We start from the raw sequence: 16,057 nt of genomic DNA on the forward strand, positions 1-16,057 counted from the left end.
CTATCCTGGCCGCTCCGAAAACGATCAACTCGGAGGATTACGCCGTGTCAGTCTTGTGGGCCGCGTTAGCGATCGTCTTCATCATCTGCCTGCTCAACCTGGTGCTCACCGTCGCGGTGATCCGGCGCCTGCGCGAGCACACCGAGCTGATCAACCGAGGGGGCGGGCATCCCCCCGGACAGGAAGAGATCACCCTGCCCGCCGGCGCCCGCGTCGGCGAGTTCAGCGCCGTCACGGGCGACGACCGGACGGTGACCCGTGACGATCTGCGGCCGGGGATGCTCGTGGCCTTCTTCTCGCCGCGCTGCCCGACCTGCGAGGAGCAGAAACCCGCCTTCATCCGGTACGTGTCCGGCCTGCCGGGCGGGCGCGACCAGGTGATCGCGGTGCTCCTCGGCTCGCCCGAGGAGCTCGGCGGGCTGCGCGAGGAACTGGGCGGGATCGCGCAGATCGTCATCGAAGGGGACGTCGACGGCGCCATGGCCGCGGCGTTCGGCCTGCGCGGATACCCGGCCTTCTGCCTCATGGGCCAGGACGGCGTCCTCCAGGTGACCGGTTTCAAGGTCGACGTCCTTCCCGACTCCGTGGCCCTGTGACGACCGGCAGGCGGGTTGCTCTCGCCGCCTGGCGGCTGGCCTGGCGGTTCGCGGCGCGTACGACCATCGCCCAGCTCGTGCTCACGGTGCTGGGCGCGGGGGCGCCGGTCGCCGTCGCCTGGCTGACGAAGATCGTCTTCGACCAGCTGAGCGCCCCGGGCGGGCCCGCGGACCTGACGGGGCCGATCGCCGGCCTGGTCGCCGCGGGCATCCTGACGGCCCTGCTTGCGCAGGTGCTGCGCTACCTGCGGGCCGAACAGGGACGGATCGTCGCACTCGCCGCCCTCGACCAGCTCTACGCGGCGGTCAACCGGCTGGTCGGTCTGGGACGGTTCGAGGACCCGCAGTTCGCGGACCGGTTGCGCTTCGCCCGTCACGCCGGCGGCTCAGGACCGGCCGAGATCGTGGCCGTGAGCCTGAACCTGCTCCAGCAGGTCCTGGTGACCGCCGGGTTCGTCGTCTCACTGGTCACGGTCAGCCCCGTTCTGGCGGTCGTCGTCCTGGTCGGCGCGCTCCCCGCGGTCGGCGCCGAGTTCGCGCTCGCCCGCCGGCGGGCCGAGACCATGAACACCGTGGGGCCGCACGAACGGCGCGAGCTGTTCTACGGCCAGCTGCTGTCCGACGTCGAGGCGGCCACCGAGGTGCGGCTGTTCGGCGTCGGCTCCTTCCTCCGGGGACGGATGCTCGGCGAACGCCGTACCGCGAACCGGGTGGAGCGGGCCATGGACCGGCGGGCCCTGAGCACGGAGGCGCTGCTGACCATGCTCTCGACCGGGGTGGCGGGCGGCTGCCTGGTCTGGGTGGTCAACGCCGCGGCCGCCGGAACGGTCACCGTCGGTGACGTGGCCATGCTGGTCGCCGCGGTGGCCGCGGTGCAGGCGGCGCTGCTCGGCGTCGTGCGCGACCTGGCCGGAGCGCACACCCAGCTGCTGATGTTCGGTCACTACCTCGCCGTCGTGGAAGCGGACCAGGACCTGCCGGTGCCGGCCCGCCCCCGTCCGGTGGAACCGTTGCGGCACGGCATCGAGCTGCGGGACGTCTGGTTCCGCTACCGGGAGGACCTCCCGTGGGTGCTGCGCGGCGTCACCGTGACGATCCCGAAGGGCCGGGCGGTGGCCCTCGCCGGATACAACGGCGCCGGCAAGAGCACGATCATCAAGCTCCTGTGCCGCTTCTACGACCCGGACCGCGGCGAGATCCTCTGGGACGGCGTCAACCTGCGCGACCTCGACCCGGCGCAGCTGCGCGCCCGGATCGCGGGCGTCTTCCAGGACTTCGTCTCCTACGAGCTGTCGGCCGCCGAGAACATCGGCATCGGCGACGCGGAGGCCCTGACGGACCGCCCACGCATCGAGGCCGCCGCGCGGGACGCGGGAGTGCACGACATCCTCAGCGGGCTCCCGCACGGGTACGACACGCTGCTCAGCCGCATCTACTTCGCCGGCGACGAGCTCAACGGGACGACCCCGGGCACCACGCTCTCCGGCGGGCAGTGGCAACGGGTCGCCATCGCCCGCAGCTTCCTGCGCGGCGGCCGTGACCTGCTCATCCTCGACGAGCCGAGCGCCCGCCTCGACGCCGAGGCCGAACACGAGATCCACCAGGGCTTCCGGCGGCTGCGCGACGGCGGCACCAGCCTGCTGGTGTCGCACCGGCTCGGCACGATCCGGGACGCGGACCTGATCCTGGTGCTCGACGGCGGCACCGTGGCGCAAGCCGGACGGCACGACGAGCTGGTCGAGGCAGGAGGGCTCTACGCCGAGCTGTTTTCCCTCCAAGCCGCCGGATATCGGGATTGACCCGGACCTGAATGGATCTTTACTGTAGGTCGAAACGGGTCAAGATCGGGCGACGCCTACCGGCGTCAAGGAAACGGCCCGTGAACCTCACAAGGGAGTAGAGCATGCTGCGACTCTTCAACACCCTCGGCGACCGTATGTTGTCGGCTTTCGTGCCCAAGGTCACCGCTCAAGCCGCCTGCACGACCTGGAAGGAATTCTGCTACTGCAGCGGCGTCTATTCCATTTCCCGGTGGTGCGACCGCGGTTGCGACAGCAGCCAGACGACCTGCGGCCCCTGCAACGTGAGAGGGGCCAAGTACAGCTGCTAGCCGACACGTAGGCGCGAGTGGCCGCCGGCACGGAGCCGGTGGCCGCTTCCGCGTCAGTGTCCCCCTACCCCGCAGTTCCGCCGACGAGTGAGGCGCCTTCCGTGCAGGTCGTGATCGCAGTGCTCCTGGCCGGTGCCGGCGTGGCGGCCTTCGCCGCGGTGCTGCGGCGCAGGTTCGTGCTGGCCACGGTCGCGGGCTTCAGCATGGCGCCCACCTTGCGCCCCGGCGATCGTCTCCTCGTACGCCGCACGCCCCTGTCACGCCTGAGCGTGGGCGACATCGTGGTGGTCGTGCCGGACGCCCGGATGGCGGACCCGCGCCACCCCGCCGGATACGTGATCAAACGGCTCGCCGCCGTACCGGGGGACCCCGTACCGGATCACGTACCGTCGCCCGCGCACGAACGCATCCCACCGGGCCGGATGGCGATCCTGGGCGACAACCCCGACGCCAGCCGCGACTCGCGGGACTACGGCCTGGTCACCCAGGAGCAACTCGTCGGCGTCGTCGTACGCGCCATCGGCACCTGAATCCCTGACGCCGATTCTGCGGCGAGAATTCTCGCGGAACCTGTCGAGGATCGGTGCCGCCCGTTCGTCACCCGGACGACGCAGTTCTGTCGACCACGAGGAGTGACGATGAAGTACGCGATGCTGATCTTCGGCGACGACCGCGAGTGGAGCGGGCTGTCCCCGGCCGAGGAGCAGGACGCGATGAAGCAGGTCTACGACTGGTACGAGCGGTGGCAGCCGACCGGCAAGATCGCTGACGGCGGCGCCGAGCTGCAGCCCCGGGAGACGGCGAAGACCGTGCGCGCCGACGGGACCGGTCAGCCGATGATCAGCGACGGACCGTACCTGGAACTCAAGGAGGTCATCGGCGCGGTCGTCATGCTGGAGTGCGACGACATCGACGAGGCCGCGCGGATCGCGGCCACCTGGCCGCTCACGGCCGGGATGAGCGCGCTGGAGGTCCGTCCGGTGATGAGCCGCGAACAGCTCTGACGCTGGGCGCCGGTCTCACAGCCGGCGCCTCAGCTCACCCACTCGACGCGACATCAGCTCCCGTTCGGCCGGGTTCGTCGCCAGCTCCAGAGCCCGCTCCGCCGCCGTCAGCGCCTCGGCCGTACGGTCGAGCGCGGCCAGCAGGTCGGCCCGGGCGGCGTGCCACAGGTGATAGCCGGCGAGCCGGGTCCCGAGCGCGTCGACCTCGTCCAGCGCCGGAGCCGGGCCCACCGCGAACCGCGTGGCCACCGCCCGGTTCAGCAGCACCACCGGAGACGGGCCCAACGCGTACAGCCGGTCGTACAACCCCCGCACGCCGGCCCAGTCGGTGGCCTCGTACGAGACGGCCAGGGCGTGGAGCGCGGCGATGCCCGCCTGCACCTGGTACGGCCCGGGCCGGCCCTGGCGCACCGCCGCCCGCAGCCGCAGCGCCGCCCGTCCGATCGCCGCCCTGTCCCACAGCCGCCGGTCCTGCCGGCCGAGCAGCACGATGCGGCCCCGCGAGTCGAACCGCGCGTCGACGCGGGCTTGGTGCAGCTCCAGCAACGCCGCCAGACCCGCGGCCTCCGGCTCACGGGGCAGCAGCCCGGCGAGCTGGCACGCCAGCTCGACCCCTTCGCGGGCCAGCTCGCGCCGCTGGGCGGACCGGCCACTGGACAGATAGCCCTCGTTGAACACGAGATAGATCACCGCGAGCAAGGTCGGCAGCCGGTCGACGTACTCATGCGGCTGGGGCACCTCGAACCGGATGCCCCGCTTCCGCAGCAGACGCTTGGCCCGGGAGAGCCGCTGCGCCATCGTCGGCAGCGGCACCAGGAACGCGGCCGCGATCTCGGCCGTACTCAGGCCACCGGCGGCGTACAGCGTCAGCGCGACCCGGGCCGGCTCGGGGAGGTCCGGGTGGCAACACGCGAACACCATGGCCAGCCGATCGTCCACGCCCGGTTCAGGCGGCGCTTCCGCCGCCAGCCGCGCCATCTTCTCCCGGCCGACGGCGTCGCGGCGCAGCCGGTCCAGCGCCCTGCGCCAGCCCGTGGTGACCAGCCAGCCGGTGGGGCTGTCCGGCACGCCCTCGTCGGGCCAGCGCCTGAGCGCCTCGGCCAGCGCGTCCGACAACCCCTCCTCGGCCCGGTCGAAGTCGCCGAGCCGCCGGCTGAGCGCGCCGAGCATGCCGGCCGCGTCCGTCCGCCAGATCCGGTCCAGCAGTTCCGCCACGTCACTCACCGCACCAGTCTGCAGTCCTCGCAGGACGGCGCAATCACCTACCGCGGACGCGGTAGATTCGCGGTTCCTGCGGCGTCCGCGGTAGGGAGAGATGTCTCCGTCAGCGGGATGACCGGCGGCGGGTGCAGCGGACATAGTTCTTGGCGTCCAGTCGCGGGAAGCGGAGGAGCGCCTCATGTCCGTCCTATTCGACCTCGCCGCACAGGTGGCCTCGCCCGTGTGCACGACACCGGCGGAATGCGCGGGTCAAGGTGTCGACACGTTCCTCGGGACCCCTGAACGCGTCTGGGCCAGCGCGGCCGCACTGGTGGCGGTGGGCGGCGTGGTCATCGGCTGGCTGGCGTGGCGCTCCGTCCGCCGGGCCGGCAGCGGCGGGAGGAGGAGAGCCATCGCGGCCCTGGTGATGGGGCTCGTCGGCGGGCTCAACGGCGCGGTGAAACTGGCCGTCGCCGACGGCGGTCTCGGCACCGGCAACGGAGTGTTCGGGGCGGCCATGGCCCTGGCGCTGGGGCTGGCCGGCGCGGCCCTCGGCGGGCTGGCCCTGGCCCGCTCCCGCCGCGTTGAGACACACCCCGCGTCTCCGCGGGCTTCTGCCGGCAAGTGAACGGCCGACCGCCCATGACCGCGCCGCCACGGAGATCGCCATTACATTGGCCGCATGACCGACCCCGGACCCGTCGCCTGGCCGCCCGCCCCCATCAGGACCGAGCGGCTCGTCCTCCGTGAGCCCGAGGCCCGCGACCGTACAGCGATCATCGAGCTGTTCACCTCGCCCGAGGTGGGCGCCTACCTCGGCGGCCCTCGACCGCGTGAGGAGTTCGAGCGCGCGTTGCCTGCCGTGCCCCGGCGCCGCCCCGGCCTGTTCGCGGTCGATCTCGACGGGTCGATGATCGGCGTCGTCGACATCAAGCGGCGCGAGGCCGATCGTCCGGGTCGCGTCCGTCCGGACGGCGGTGAGGTCGAGCTCGGCTACATGTTCCTGCCGGAGGCGTGGGGATTCGGGTACGCCGCCGAGGCGTGCGCGGCGGCACTCGACTGGGTCGCCGGCGCGCTTCCCCGCGAGCCGGTGGTGCTCACCACCCAGACCGCCAACGACCGTTCGATGCGCCTCGCGGCGAAGCTGGGGTTCACCGAGGTGGCACGGTTCGAGGAGTTCGACGCCGAGCAGTGGTTCGGCGTGTGGTCCGGTTGAGCGGGGCCGGTACGTCACGCCCGCGCGGCCACAGGAGCCCCGTCGGTCGTCTCCAGCACGAACAGCCGTGCGGCCAACGGTGCCAGCGCGACACCCATCAGAGCGAACATCATGATCCCGGACACGGCGTCCGGCGCCGCGAAGTCGGCTGCCAGCGCCACCACCAGTGTCGCCGCCGCCCACCGCGGTGCCAGCCGCGTCCGCCAGAAGGCGACGGCGAGGGTGAGAGTGCCCACGACGGTCGTCAGCAGCACCGGGACGATGAGCACGGCGAAGGGCGGCGCCGCGAACATCGCCCCGGCGATCTCGGCCGCACCCGCCCGGTCCGTGTGGTGGGCGAGCGGGTACTGGGCCATCACGTACGCGACGGGACCGATGTGGAGCGCCCACCCCAGCGCCGCGAGGACCGCCCCCGTGACGCCGAGCCGCGAACCCCGGGCGCGGAAGAGCCCGGTGAGCCCGAGCAGGGCACCGGCGAAGCACAGGAACGAGACGACGAGCAGCACGTTCGCACCCATCCAGAGGGCGGGCCGAGCCTCGATCAGGGCGAGCTGGGCGGCGGCGTCGGCGGACGACGGCAGGAGGATCGTGCCGGCCAGGCCGGCGACGGCGGCGGTGAGCAGTGCGACGGCGGTGCTTCGGCGTGACATGTGGACCTCCGGGGGAGCAGTGGTGGTGCCGCCGACGCTAGGGACGACCGGCGCCGGAATCGTCGGAGGTCACGCCGAACCGCGTACGAGCCCGCTCGTACGCGCCTACCTCCCCGGGGCGATGCCGCACGGGCAGCGCGCCGCTATGGTTCGTGCCATGACCGACGACGGCGCCGGCGCCCTGGCGCGGTGGCTGCGGGCCCGGCCGCGGCTCGTCGACTTCACGGTGGCCGCCGTCCTCGTCGCGCTCGGCGCCGGGCAGGTGATGGCCGGGGACGGCGGCGCGACGGCGCTGATCTTCTCGGTCGCCATGACGGCGCCCGTCGTGTGGCGGCGGCGACGGCCCCTGCCGGCCGTCCTGATCGGGTGGTCGGCCCTCTTCGTCGCGGAGGGCCTGGGCGCGGACGTCACGAGCCAGGGGTACGCGGCGGTGATCGCGCTCGTCATCACCGTCTACTCGGTCGCCGCCCACGCCCCGCTCCGCCAGGCGCTCGCCGGCCTGGTCGCGGCCCTGGCCCTGGTGTGGGGCGCGATCCCGTTCGCCGCGTCACAGACGGTGGCCGACTTCGCGTTCACCGGGCTGATCACGCTCGCGCCCTGGCTCGCGGGCCGCACCATCCGGGACCGGCAGCTGCGCATCACCGAGCTGCGACGCCTGGCCCGCGAACTGGAGCACGAGCGGGAGGAACGGGCCCGTGAGGCGAGGGACGCGGAACGTTCCCGCATCGCCCGGGAGATGCACGACGTGCTCGCCCACACGGTCAGCGTCGTGGTGGTCCAGCTCGGCGCGGTCGAGCGCATCGTGGAGTCCGATCCGGCCAAGGCCCGCTCCGTGGTCGCCTCGGTGCGCGCCACCGCGAAGTCCGCGCTCTCCGAGCTGCGGTTCCTGCTGGGCCTCGACGGCGTGCCCGCGGCCGGGCCGCGTCCTTCCCTGGCCCGGCTCGGCGACCTCGCCGACGACATGCGCGCCGCCGGCGTGCCGGTCGAGCTGACGGTCACGGGTCCGGTCGGCGGGCTGCCGCCGGCGGTCGACCTGGCCGCCTACCGCATCGTCCAGGAGTCCCTCACGAACGTCATGCGCCACGCCCCGGGCGCACCCACCCGTACCCTCGTGGTCGTGGACGAGCATGCCGTGCGTCTCACGATCGAGGACGACGGCGCCACCCGGCCAGGGACACCCGAGCGGGCCGGCTACGGCCTGATCGGGATGGCGGAGCGGGCCCGGCTGTGCGGGGGCGACCTCGAGGCCGGGCCCCGGCCGGGCGGAGGCTTCCGCGTCCACGCGCGGCTGCCCCTGGTGCGGGCCGTGAGCGTGGCGTGATCCGGATCCTGCTGGCCGACGACCAGTCACTCGTACGCGCCGGGTTCCGGCTCATCCTGGAGACCGAGGAAGATCTCGAGGTCGTGGGCGAGGCCGCCGACGGCCGGCGGGCGGTCGCCGCCGCCCGCGAGCTCCGACCGGACCTCGTGCTCATGGACATCCGGATGCCCGTGCTCGACGGGATCGGCGCGACACGTGAGCTGGCGAGGGCCGGCGCCACGTCGAAGGTCCTGATACTCACCACCTTCGACGACGACGCCCTCGTCCACGACGCGCTGCGCGCCGGCGCCAGCGGGTTCCTCCTCAAGGACGTGGACCCTCCCGACCTCGTCCATGCCTGCCGTACCGTAGTCCGTGACGAGGCGCTGCTCGCGCCGGCCATCACCCGCAGGCTCATCGAACGGTTCCTCGCCACCCCGCCTCCGGGCCGCCCGCCGGCCGCGTTCTCCCGGCTGACGGCGCGCGAGCTCGAGGTGTTCACGCTGATGGCTCGGGGCTTGGACAACCAGGAGGTCGCCGACCGGCTGGTGATCTCCGCCACGACTGTCCGGACCCATATCACCCGCATACTCGCCAAACTCGGCCTGCGTGACCGGGTGCACGCCGTAGTCCTCGGCTACGAGTCCGGGTTGGTCCGCCCCGGCGAGGGCGGCTGATCAGCCCGCTGCCGGTGATCGGACCTCGCTGCGAAAGCACTCCTGGAGCGCTTTTCAGTACTGCCACTTCTCATTTCGGCGGTGCCTGGTCGGCTCCGGTTCCTCACCCCGTAGCAGGGTCAGCCGCACGCGCTGCCGGGCCTTCCGCTCAGCGATGTTCGCGTCTTTCCCGATGCCCTCATAGGACCCGCCGACGTCATGCCTGAAGCGGCGGCCGTCCTGCTCCTGAATGCGTAGCGGCATGGTGTTATCGGTCCGGCTCACACCGGGAATTCTGGCAGCCGCACAGATGCACATGCCACCACCTGTTGCCGTCAACACAACGCAAACGCCCCGGAGCGACAATCGCTACGGGGCATTCTTGCTGTTCAGGCGAGGTGGTCAGGGTCGGGGCCGATCCGCGGCAACGTGATCAGTCGACGCACATCGCGTCATGGGCGGACTCGAAGACCCATGTGCCGCCACCCGGAGAGGAATAGACCAACAGCGTGCTATAGGTCCCAGGGGTGCAGTCGTGGCCGACCGCGAGGACGTCTTGTCGAGCCCGCTGTTCGGCCGCCGCTAACCCGGCCGCGTAGGTGTTGCCCGCCCCCCGAGCAGTGGCGCTGCGGGCAGTGTCATAGCCATCGGCGTGCGCGGCCATGGGCGCGGTTGCCAAGCCGACCGCCACCACCGCTGAGACGAGACCGAGCCGGCGGAGCCAAGTGACTTTCTGCATGCTTCTCCTTACTAGGGACGGGCATTTGATATCGATCAAAACAGATCCAGCGCATATCGATCTAGCGGCGGTATCGACCACTTGGTCAACAAAAATCCGGCGGCCGTTATCCTCACGGTGAAACGCATGGCCAAGGGCGCTCTGGGGAGTCAGTCTTCGATTGTTCGTACGGGCCGGTTTCCGCACCCGATGATGTAAGTTTCATCCCGCCGTCGGAAGTCATCCAGGACAAGGGGAACAGCGGGCAGCTAATGCGAGGACGCCGTCCGCAAAAGCCTCCCGATTGAGCGCCTCGGCCGCATCGGCCATCTCCACGTCGACTTCCCAACCAGTCACTGCGGCGAAACCCGTTCGTCAGAGCAACTTGTTCGTCGGCATGGTTACGAACATGTTGGCGAGCAAGCTCGGGATTCACGTAGAGTGCGGCCAAGAGGGTCCAGAGGCTTGTCCTCATGCACGGATCATTGAGGCCCTCGCTCCTGTCGCGGGCCGGAACTCGGGATCTCCTCCTCCGGATGACCGCCGATCACACCATCTGACAAAGCGGGCTGGGCCGCGTCCATGTCCGAGACGTACGAAGGCGGTCGATGAAGCGCTACATCCTGACCGGCACCCCTGGAGCCGGGAAGACGACGATCCTGCGTTGGCTGGAGTGTGACGGCTACACCGTCGTCGAAGAGGCGGCGACGGACGTCATCGCCCTGGAGCAGGCTCGGGGTGAACCCGAGCCGTGGACGAAGCCGTCCTTCGTGGGGGCGATCGCCGCCCTGCAGCGCCGACGGCAGGAACAGGCCGCGGCCCTTCCCGGTGATGTACAGATCTACGATCGATCGCCCGTCTGCACCTACGCCCTGGCCACTTACCTCGGCCATCCTGTCTCTCCGGCTCTGTCCCGCGAATTGGAACGCATCCAAGCTCAGCGGATCTACGCCAAGAAGGTGTTCTTCGTTCAGAGCCTCGGGTTCGTCACACCAACCGACGCGCGATCGATCACCTTTGAGGAGTCGCTGCGATTCGAGCAGATCCACCAGGACACCTACACCTCACTCGGCTACGAGTGCGTGCCGATCGCTCCAGGCCCGCTGCCGGACCGGGTGGCGACGGTCAAGAAGCTGCTCGAAGCCGCATCTTGACCAGCCCGCGGACTCTGCGCATTTTGTCCTGCCAGCGGACCGCTCAGCTTGCCACAGGCCGAACTTCCACCTCAGCCAATAGGCTCTCGGCAAGCTGGAAGACGCCTCAGCTGATCGTCACTCCGCCACAACGCCCCGCGAGCTCACCCGCTCCGAGGCATTCTTGCTGGTCAGATGAGGTGGTCAGGGGAGGGGGCGAACCGCCGACCTTCCGCTTTCAGGTGTGGCGATCGCCCTGCTGACATGCCGCGGCCTGGAGGTCGAAGGCCGTCAACGGTGCCTCACGTATGGCTACGGTGATGAACGTTGCCATCAGGGTTGCCGTCGGTATTCAGCGAGGAACCACCTGAGCGCTCACGCCGGGGAGATCGTCGAACGCGGCCGACGCGTCCATCGTCAGCACCGTTCTCGCGGTGGCCGCGGCCGTAGCCGCGATCAGCAGATCGTACGCGCCTCGCGACTTCCCCTCTCGTCGGACATGCGCCATCAGACGGGCATGGACTCTGGCGACGTCCGTCGTGTACTCCTCAACAGGGATCAACGCGAGAACTTGGTCCACAAAGGTCTGCCGATCGGGCCGTCGTGCCGCATCGGCCAGCTCCACGCCGACGAGCAGCTCGGCCACAGTGATCGCCGAGATCGCAACATCATCGGCGTCTCCTATCACCGCGTCAACGGATGCCTTGCCTCGCTCGGCCGCAATGAGCACACCGGTGTCAAGGATCAGGCGTCGGGCCATGTGCCCCTCATCTCGCTGTCGATCGCCTCGCGGGCCGCCGCCACGTCAGCTTCGAAATCGGCGTCCAACGTCCCGGCTCTGCTTGCCAAAAACGCCTTGACCATACGCCCCGGCGCTGTCGGTGCGGGCCCGATCACAGCGATCTGCTTCCCACCGCGAGTCACCACGATTGTCTCCCCGCGCTCGGCCTCGTCGAGCACCGACGCAAAGCTTCGAGACGCCTCAGTGGCAGTCATCACCTTCATAGATATCAGATTATCTGATCCCATGAGGATGAGCCAGCCGAACCGATGACGACCCTCCGTGTCAGCGGACACCAAAACGCCCGCGGAGCGATGATCGCTACGGGGCATTCTTGCTGGTCAGATGAGGTGGTCAGGGGCGGGGTCGAACCGCCGACCTTCCGCTTTTCAGGTGTAGCGATCGTCCTGCTGACATACCGCGGCCTGGAGGTCGACGGAGGAGGGCCCCAGCAGGCGATCGCCCTAGCCAGGTACGGCAGGCACCGAAGTCGGCGATCGTCACGGCCTCTGCAGAACACTTGCTTACGAGCTTGGCTGCGGGGCCTAGTGATCCAGTTCTTACAGTCGCACCGTGCCGTCCACGCAGCACGTGGAAGCCGCATCTTCGTAGGCAGGCTGTTCAACGAAGGTCGGGGCTGCGTTCGCCATTCTTCGCAGGGCTCCGGTTTGGCGATGAGGCCGGCCACGCAACGTCGTCGATCGCGAGCCACGGCGCGGCGGCCACGGCCGTGGGCGTGAGCCCGGCGAACGTCTTGACCTCACGGTGGAGGTGGGATTGGTCGACATAGCCGCTCTCGGCGGCGACGCCGGCGGCGGTGTTACCCGCCGCGAGAAGGTGGGCGGCGTGGTCGAAGCGCACCAGTTGGGCGGCGCGTTTGGGGGTGATGCCGAGCTGGGACCGGAATCGGGACCACAGGCGTTTGCGGCTCCAGCCGACCTCGTCCGCCAGGCCGTCGACTCGCACCCGCCCCCGGCTGGTGAGCGTCCGCCGCCAGGTGTAGGCGACTTCCGGATGAACCGGCGGGCGGGCGCGCAGCCGTGGGCCGAGGACATCCGCCACGATCGTGAACCGTTCGTCCCATGACGCAGCGGCGCGCAGCCTGTCCTCGGCTTGCTCGGCGTCGCGACCCCAGACATCCTCAAGGGCTACCAGCGTCCCGGTGAGCTCGATCGATGCGCCGAACACCGCGGCCGCCGCCACCGGCTCGAACCGGATTTGGAGGCACTGTCCGACCCCTCGGCCGGTTGCTCGAAAATCGCCTGGGAGGAGCCCGACGACGACACTGCCGCGCTCGCGTCGGCCGTGGATGTCGTAGACGATGCCTTCTCCGTCGCTCAGATCGACGAGCAAGGTGACGGACGGGTGCGCGACCATGGCGATGTCGACGGGTGCGGGGGAACGGTGATGGAACCCGGCCATGCTGATCCCCGGCAGCCGACCTGATGGGCGCGGGACGGCGACCTCCACCTGCGCCCAGTCGGGTGGTGCCCCTGTCGACAGCACATGACCACTCTAGGCGTCAGGGATCGCGGGCCTGGTGTCAGTGGCATGTTCCCGTGAAGTCCAGCAGCAGTTCGCTGGTCGTCTCGGGGGCTTCCAACATGGGTAGGTGCCCGACGCCGGGCAGCAGTTCGACCCGGGAGCTGGGCACCGCGTCGTACTGGTGCGCCGACGACGGCTTCCAGCGGGGGTCGGCGGCGCCGAAGATCACCATAACCGGTACCTGGAGGGCGGCCAGACGCTCGGGCACGCTTCGCTCGGCGATGTACGCGCTGTTTCGGCGCAGCACCGTCCTGAACACGCGGTAGGAGATCCCTCGCAGTTCGGCGACCATGTCGTCCGGGATCTGCACCGGGCGAGCGGCCGTCGCGCTGAGCCCTCTGCGGATCATCGCGTCCGAACGCCTCGACCACAACAAGGGACCGAGAGGCGGGCCCAACAGGACCCGGAGGATGAACGGCTGCGGAAGCAGCGCATCGGGACTCGGGCCGGTGCTGATCAGCACGAGCGACCTCACCAGGTCGGGGCGCTGTTCTGCCAGCGCGGTGGCGACGTAGCCGCCGCTGGAGTGCCCCACCGCGGCGACGGGACCAAGGCCGAGGTCGTCGAGCACCGCCGCCACCCGGACTGCTTGGTCGGGCACCTCGTACGATGGCGCGGGAGGGGACTGGCCGCAGCCTGGGAGGTCGACCCGGATGAGGTGATGGTGGCCGGCGAGTTCCGGGACCATCGGGCTCCAGGAGGCGCCCGAAGCCCCCGATCCGTGGATGAGCAGCAGTGGCGGCGCCTGTCGCGGGCCGTTGTGGATCACGTGCATCCGATGCGAGCGCTCGAACTCGTACTTACTCATGCACGGGACTATGCACGGACGCTCGACCATCAGTCTTGGACGAATGTTCCCGCAGGCTCGACGACCGACGGACCAGCATGGGGCACGATCGATCAACCAGCACTGCGTGCCCGCGGGCAGGGCGCGTGGGGACGGTGGCGCGGATGCGTCGGTGTGTGGGGACGTTGCTGTCAGCGCTGTGTCACCGCAGCCATGGTCACCGGATGACCAGCCACGGCGAGCGGCTGTTCGTCTTGGGCTGGGCTTGGGCGTTGTGCCAGCGTACGTAGGCGCCGATCGCTGTGTTCCGCTCGTCATGACTGCGGTGGTCGGTGCCGTTCAGCGCGGTGCGACTCGGCTCCGTCCCGGGTCGCACCTCAGTGGCATGTCGGCTGACGGTCGCCGTCGGCGCCGAAGGTCAGCAGGCGCTCGGCCAGGCGCTGGACGGCGGTCCGCAGTTCCCTCGGCGACACGATCGTGAACCGGAAGCCGAGCCCGGCGAGCATGGCGGCCATGCCGTCCAGGGACTCGGCCCGCATCCGCAGGAGGACTCCGTCCGGGGCCTCGGTGAGGGTGGCCACCGACGGCGGGACGCGGCGGGCAGCCTCGGCGAGGGGAACGTGCAGGACGACCTCGACGACGTGCGCGTACGGCACCTGGGCCAGCGACGCGGTCACCTGCCGCACCGGGTCGGACTCCTCGGGAATCTCGTAGGAGGCAGTCCCCGGCACGACGGTGGAGATCCGGTCGAGCCGAAAGGTGCGGGTCTCGCCGGACCGGTGGTCGTGACCGGTCACGTACCAGCGGCCGGAGTGGAAGACCAGGCCGTGGCCGTCCAGTTCGCGTTCGGTCTGGTCGCCCTTCCAGGAGCGGTAGCGCAGGGTGACCCGGCGGCGGTCGCGGATCGCGGCGGCCAGGGTCAGCACGGCCCGGCTCGCGGGTGTCGTCGCCGCACGTTCGGCGAGGGTGAAGCCCAAGGTCTCCTCCAGCGCGCCGACCTGTTCCCGTAGCGTGATCGGCAGCACCCGCCGGATCTTGGCCAGGGCGGCCTCGGTGGCCTCGGCGGCGAGGCCGAGGCGGCGTCCGGCGAGCAGGCCGAGAACCACGGCGGTGGCCTCGTCGTCGGTGAGCATCAGCGGGGGCAGCTTGTAGCCGGGCATCAGGTGGTAGCCGCCGTAGCGGCCGCGCTCGGCGGTGACCGGGATACCCAGTTCGGCGAGCCGGGCGGCGTAGCGCCGGACGGTCCGCTCGTCCACACCGAGGCGCTGCGCCAGGTCGCGGCCGCCCAGCTCGTGGTGTGCCTGGAGCAGTTCGAGCATCGCCAGCATCCGGGTCGCCGGGTATGACACAGGTCACCTCTTAATCCGGGCGGTTTCTGTCCGCTATCAGCTTTAGCGTAGCGACGTCGGCTCACTGGAAGGACGATGAGATGGCGAACTACGTGCTGGTTCCCGGCTTCTGGCTCGGCGCCTGGGCCTGGGACGAGGTGGCGCAAGAGCTGCGCGCCGCGGGACACCAGGTGCGGGCGGTCACCCTGACGGGGTTGGCGGAGCGGGCCGGGGAGCTGTCGCCGGAGGTCGGCGTGGAGACCCATGTCCTGGACATCCTCGCGGCGATGGACGGATGGGAGGAGGTGGTCCTGGTCGGGCACAGCGGGGCGAATGTCCCGGTGACCGCGGTCGCCGACCGGCATCCCGAGCGGCTCAGCCGGGTGGTCTATGTCGACACCGCGCCGCTGCCGTCCGGTGTGGCGGTGATCGACTTCAATGACGAGGCCACGCAGAAGGCCTGGCGCGCTCAGGTCGGGGACGGCTGTGCGCTCGACCCGCCCGCCTTCGAAGAGGGAGAGGGGATGTTCGCCGGACTGACCCGGGAGTATTGGGCGCAGATCAGCGCGAAGGCGACGGCGGAGCCGTGGGGCGCGGTCACCCAGTCGGTTCAGCGGCCGGGGCGGATCCCGGCGACGCCGAAGACCATGGTCGCCTCGACGATGCCGGTGGCGGTGATTCGCGAGCTGATCGCCTCGGGGAATCCGGCTTTCGCCGAGCTCGGCACACCCCAATGGACCTTCGTCGAGCTGCCGACCGGCCACTGGCCGATGTTCACGCGACCGGCGGACCTCGCCGCGTTGCTCTGACAATCTCCTCGTTCACCCTCGTGAGAAGCGAACCTCAGTGAACAAGCGGGCCAGGGATCAACGCGAGACGTCGTCCCCGAAAGCCTGATCGTTGGGCCGTCGGCCACATCGAGGCCATCTCCACGCCGACAAGCAACTCAGTCACAGCGATCGCCACGATCGCGGGTGCGGCGTTGTTCGGCGGGCCGTCTCCTCCGCGCACGTCGGTGGCAGCCATCGCAGTC

Annotated in this window: 21 protein-coding genes; 11 read left to right on the plus strand and 10 right to left on the minus strand. The window is 70.2% G+C overall.

From position 1 onward, the window contains the following. Positions 1–44: 44 nt before the first annotated feature. The 5 genes from AB0K05_RS15165 to AB0K05_RS15185 all read left to right on the plus strand — a co-directional run bounded on the left by AB0K05_RS15165 (position 45) and on the right by AB0K05_RS15185 (position 3,710). Positions 45–596: a redoxin domain-containing protein gene (locus tag AB0K05_RS15165; protein ID WP_364229556.1), complete on the plus strand. Its 552-nt coding sequence runs from the start codon at positions 45–47 to the stop codon at positions 594–596. Then, positions 593–2,395: an ABC transporter ATP-binding protein gene (locus AB0K05_RS15170; RefSeq protein WP_364229558.1), complete on the plus strand. Its 1,803-nt coding sequence runs from the start codon at positions 593–595 to the stop codon at positions 2,393–2,395. The genes AB0K05_RS15165 and AB0K05_RS15170 overlap by 4 nt, the downstream gene beginning before the upstream one ends. A 104-nt stretch (positions 2,396–2,499) precedes the next feature. Next, a complete protein-coding gene (locus tag AB0K05_RS15175) occupies positions 2,500–2,706 on the plus strand; it encodes a hypothetical protein (RefSeq protein ID WP_148035312.1) in 207 nt (68 codons plus the stop codon). Positions 2,707–2,816: 110 nt separating this feature from the next. Then, entirely contained in the window at positions 2,817–3,236 is a 420-nt protein-coding gene (locus tag AB0K05_RS15180) for a S26 family signal peptidase (RefSeq protein ID WP_222709224.1), read from the plus strand. 108 nt (positions 3,237–3,344) lie between these two features. Further along, positions 3,345–3,710, plus strand: coding sequence for a YciI family protein (locus AB0K05_RS15185; protein WP_148035311.1), 366 nt, complete (start codon positions 3,345–3,347; stop codon positions 3,708–3,710). Between the two features lie 15 nt (positions 3,711–3,725). On the opposite strand, the gene AB0K05_RS15190 is transcribed toward AB0K05_RS15185, so the two are convergent. Next, the gene (locus AB0K05_RS15190) at positions 3,726–4,934 is read right to left on the minus strand and encodes a DUF6596 domain-containing protein (RefSeq protein WP_364229561.1); all 1,209 of its coding nucleotides are present in this window, start codon (positions 4,932–4,934) and stop codon (positions 3,726–3,728) included. Positions 4,935–5,109: 175 nt separating this feature from the next. Between AB0K05_RS15190 and AB0K05_RS15195 the strand changes: the two genes are divergently transcribed. Both AB0K05_RS15195 and AB0K05_RS15200 read left to right on the plus strand, forming a co-directional pair. After that, positions 5,110–5,538, plus strand: coding sequence for a DUF6223 family protein (locus AB0K05_RS15195; RefSeq protein ID WP_364229563.1), 429 nt, complete (start codon positions 5,110–5,112; stop codon positions 5,536–5,538). Positions 5,539–5,592: 54 nt separating this feature from the next. Continuing rightward, the gene (locus AB0K05_RS15200; RefSeq protein ID WP_364229565.1) at positions 5,593–6,126 is read left to right on the plus strand and encodes a GNAT family N-acetyltransferase; all 534 of its coding nucleotides are present in this window, start codon (positions 5,593–5,595) and stop codon (positions 6,124–6,126) included. Between the two features lie 14 nt (positions 6,127–6,140). Here the strand turns inward: AB0K05_RS15200 and AB0K05_RS15205 are convergent, their stop codons facing one another. Continuing rightward, complete coding sequence (locus AB0K05_RS15205; RefSeq protein WP_364229567.1) at positions 6,141–6,776, minus strand: hypothetical protein; 636 nt, start codon at positions 6,774–6,776, stop codon at positions 6,141–6,143. A gap of 157 nt (positions 6,777–6,933) precedes the next feature. Between AB0K05_RS15205 and AB0K05_RS15210 the strand changes: the two genes are divergently transcribed. Then, positions 6,934–8,097, plus strand: a complete 1,164-nt coding sequence (locus AB0K05_RS15210; protein WP_364229569.1) for a histidine kinase — start codon at positions 6,934–6,936, stop codon at positions 8,095–8,097. Continuing rightward, a complete protein-coding gene (locus tag AB0K05_RS15215; protein ID WP_364229571.1) occupies positions 8,094–8,753 on the plus strand; it encodes a response regulator transcription factor in 660 nt (219 codons plus the stop codon). Before AB0K05_RS15210 ends, AB0K05_RS15215 begins: the two co-directional genes overlap by 4 nt. Before the next feature lie 54 nt (positions 8,754–8,807). On the opposite strand, the gene AB0K05_RS15220 is transcribed toward AB0K05_RS15215, so the two are convergent. Beyond that, positions 8,808–9,017 (minus strand): hypothetical protein, encoded by a 210-nt coding sequence (locus AB0K05_RS15220; RefSeq protein WP_219543003.1) that lies wholly within the window; start codon positions 9,015–9,017, stop codon positions 8,808–8,810. A gap of 148 nt (positions 9,018–9,165) precedes the next feature. Next, positions 9,166–9,471: a hypothetical protein gene (locus AB0K05_RS15225; protein WP_364229573.1), complete on the minus strand. Its 306-nt coding sequence runs from the start codon at positions 9,469–9,471 to the stop codon at positions 9,166–9,168. A 587-nt stretch (positions 9,472–10,058) separates the two neighbouring features. On the opposite strand from AB0K05_RS15225, the gene AB0K05_RS15230 reads away from it, so the two are divergent. Beyond that, positions 10,059–10,604 carry an AAA family ATPase gene (locus tag AB0K05_RS15230; RefSeq protein WP_364229575.1) on the plus strand — a complete coding sequence of 182 codons (546 nt, stop codon included), beginning with the start codon at positions 10,059–10,061 and terminating at the stop codon, positions 10,602–10,604. 331 nt (positions 10,605–10,935) lie between these two features. Here the strand turns inward: AB0K05_RS15230 and AB0K05_RS15235 are convergent, their stop codons facing one another. From AB0K05_RS15235 to AB0K05_RS15260, 6 genes are all read right to left on the minus strand, one after another. After that, on the minus strand, positions 10,936–11,343 hold the full coding sequence (locus AB0K05_RS15235; RefSeq protein ID WP_271277396.1) for a PIN domain-containing protein: 408 nt from the start codon (positions 11,341–11,343) through the stop codon (positions 10,936–10,938). Further along, positions 11,328–11,588, minus strand: a complete 261-nt coding sequence (locus tag AB0K05_RS15240; RefSeq protein ID WP_271277397.1) for a type II toxin-antitoxin system prevent-host-death family antitoxin — start codon at positions 11,586–11,588, stop codon at positions 11,328–11,330. The genes AB0K05_RS15235 and AB0K05_RS15240 overlap by 16 nt, the downstream gene beginning before the upstream one ends. A 397-nt stretch (positions 11,589–11,985) precedes the next feature. Continuing rightward, entirely contained in the window at positions 11,986–12,870 is an 885-nt protein-coding gene (locus AB0K05_RS15245) for a helix-turn-helix domain-containing protein (RefSeq protein WP_364229578.1), read from the minus strand. A 37-nt stretch (positions 12,871–12,907) separates the two neighbouring features. Beyond that, positions 12,908–13,717 (minus strand): alpha/beta hydrolase, encoded by an 810-nt coding sequence (locus tag AB0K05_RS15250; protein WP_271277399.1) that lies wholly within the window; start codon positions 13,715–13,717, stop codon positions 12,908–12,910. A gap of 196 nt (positions 13,718–13,913) precedes the next feature. Beyond that, a complete protein-coding gene (locus tag AB0K05_RS15255; RefSeq protein ID WP_271277400.1) occupies positions 13,914–14,072 on the minus strand; it encodes a hypothetical protein in 159 nt (52 codons plus the stop codon). 1 nt (position 14,073) lies between these two features. Then, a complete protein-coding gene (locus tag AB0K05_RS15260) occupies positions 14,074–15,045 on the minus strand; it encodes a YafY family protein (RefSeq protein ID WP_364229580.1) in 972 nt (323 codons plus the stop codon). Positions 15,046–15,125: 80 nt separating this feature from the next. On the opposite strand from AB0K05_RS15260, the gene AB0K05_RS15265 reads away from it, so the two are divergent. Further along, on the plus strand, positions 15,126–15,833 hold the full coding sequence (locus AB0K05_RS15265) for an alpha/beta hydrolase (RefSeq protein WP_364229582.1): 708 nt from the start codon (positions 15,126–15,128) through the stop codon (positions 15,831–15,833). Positions 15,834–16,057 lie beyond the last annotated feature (224 nt).

It is taken from the genome of Nonomuraea sp. NPDC049486, assembly GCF_040676925.1.
GTDB classification, from domain to species: Bacteria; Actinomycetota; Actinomycetes; order Streptosporangiales; family Streptosporangiaceae; genus Nonomuraea; species Nonomuraea ferruginea.

Coding starts and splice junctions, on each gene's coding strand:
- AB0K05_RS15175 (WP_148035312.1), top strand. CDS start 2,500: ATGCTGCGACTCTTCAACACCCTCGGCGACCGTATGTTGTCGGCTTTC.
- AB0K05_RS15185 (WP_148035311.1), top strand. CDS start 3,345: ATGAAGTACGCGATGCTGATCTTCGGCGACGACCGCGAGTGGAGCGGG.
- AB0K05_RS15195 (WP_364229563.1), top strand. CDS start 5,110: ATGTCCGTCCTATTCGACCTCGCCGCACAGGTGGCCTCGCCCGTGTGC.
- AB0K05_RS15200 (WP_364229565.1), top strand. CDS start 5,593: ATGACCGACCCCGGACCCGTCGCCTGGCCGCCCGCCCCCATCAGGACC.
- AB0K05_RS15205 (WP_364229567.1), bottom strand. CDS start 6,776: ATGTCACGCCGAAGCACCGCCGTCGCACTGCTCACCGCCGCCGTCGCC.
- AB0K05_RS15210 (WP_364229569.1), top strand. CDS start 6,934: ATGACCGACGACGGCGCCGGCGCCCTGGCGCGGTGGCTGCGGGCCCGG.
- AB0K05_RS15225 (WP_364229573.1), bottom strand. CDS start 9,471: ATGCAGAAAGTCACTTGGCTCCGCCGGCTCGGTCTCGTCTCAGCGGTG.
- AB0K05_RS15230 (WP_364229575.1), top strand. CDS start 10,059: ATGAAGCGCTACATCCTGACCGGCACCCCTGGAGCCGGGAAGACGACG.
- AB0K05_RS15235 (WP_271277396.1), bottom strand. CDS start 11,343: ATGGCCCGACGCCTGATCCTTGACACCGGTGTGCTCATTGCGGCCGAG.
- AB0K05_RS15240 (WP_271277397.1), bottom strand. CDS start 11,588: ATGAAGGTGATGACTGCCACTGAGGCGTCTCGAAGCTTTGCGTCGGTG.
- AB0K05_RS15250 (WP_271277399.1), bottom strand. CDS start 13,717: ATGAGTAAGTACGAGTTCGAGCGCTCGCATCGGATGCACGTGATCCAC.
- AB0K05_RS15265 (WP_364229582.1), top strand. CDS start 15,126: ATGGCGAACTACGTGCTGGTTCCCGGCTTCTGGCTCGGCGCCTGGGCC.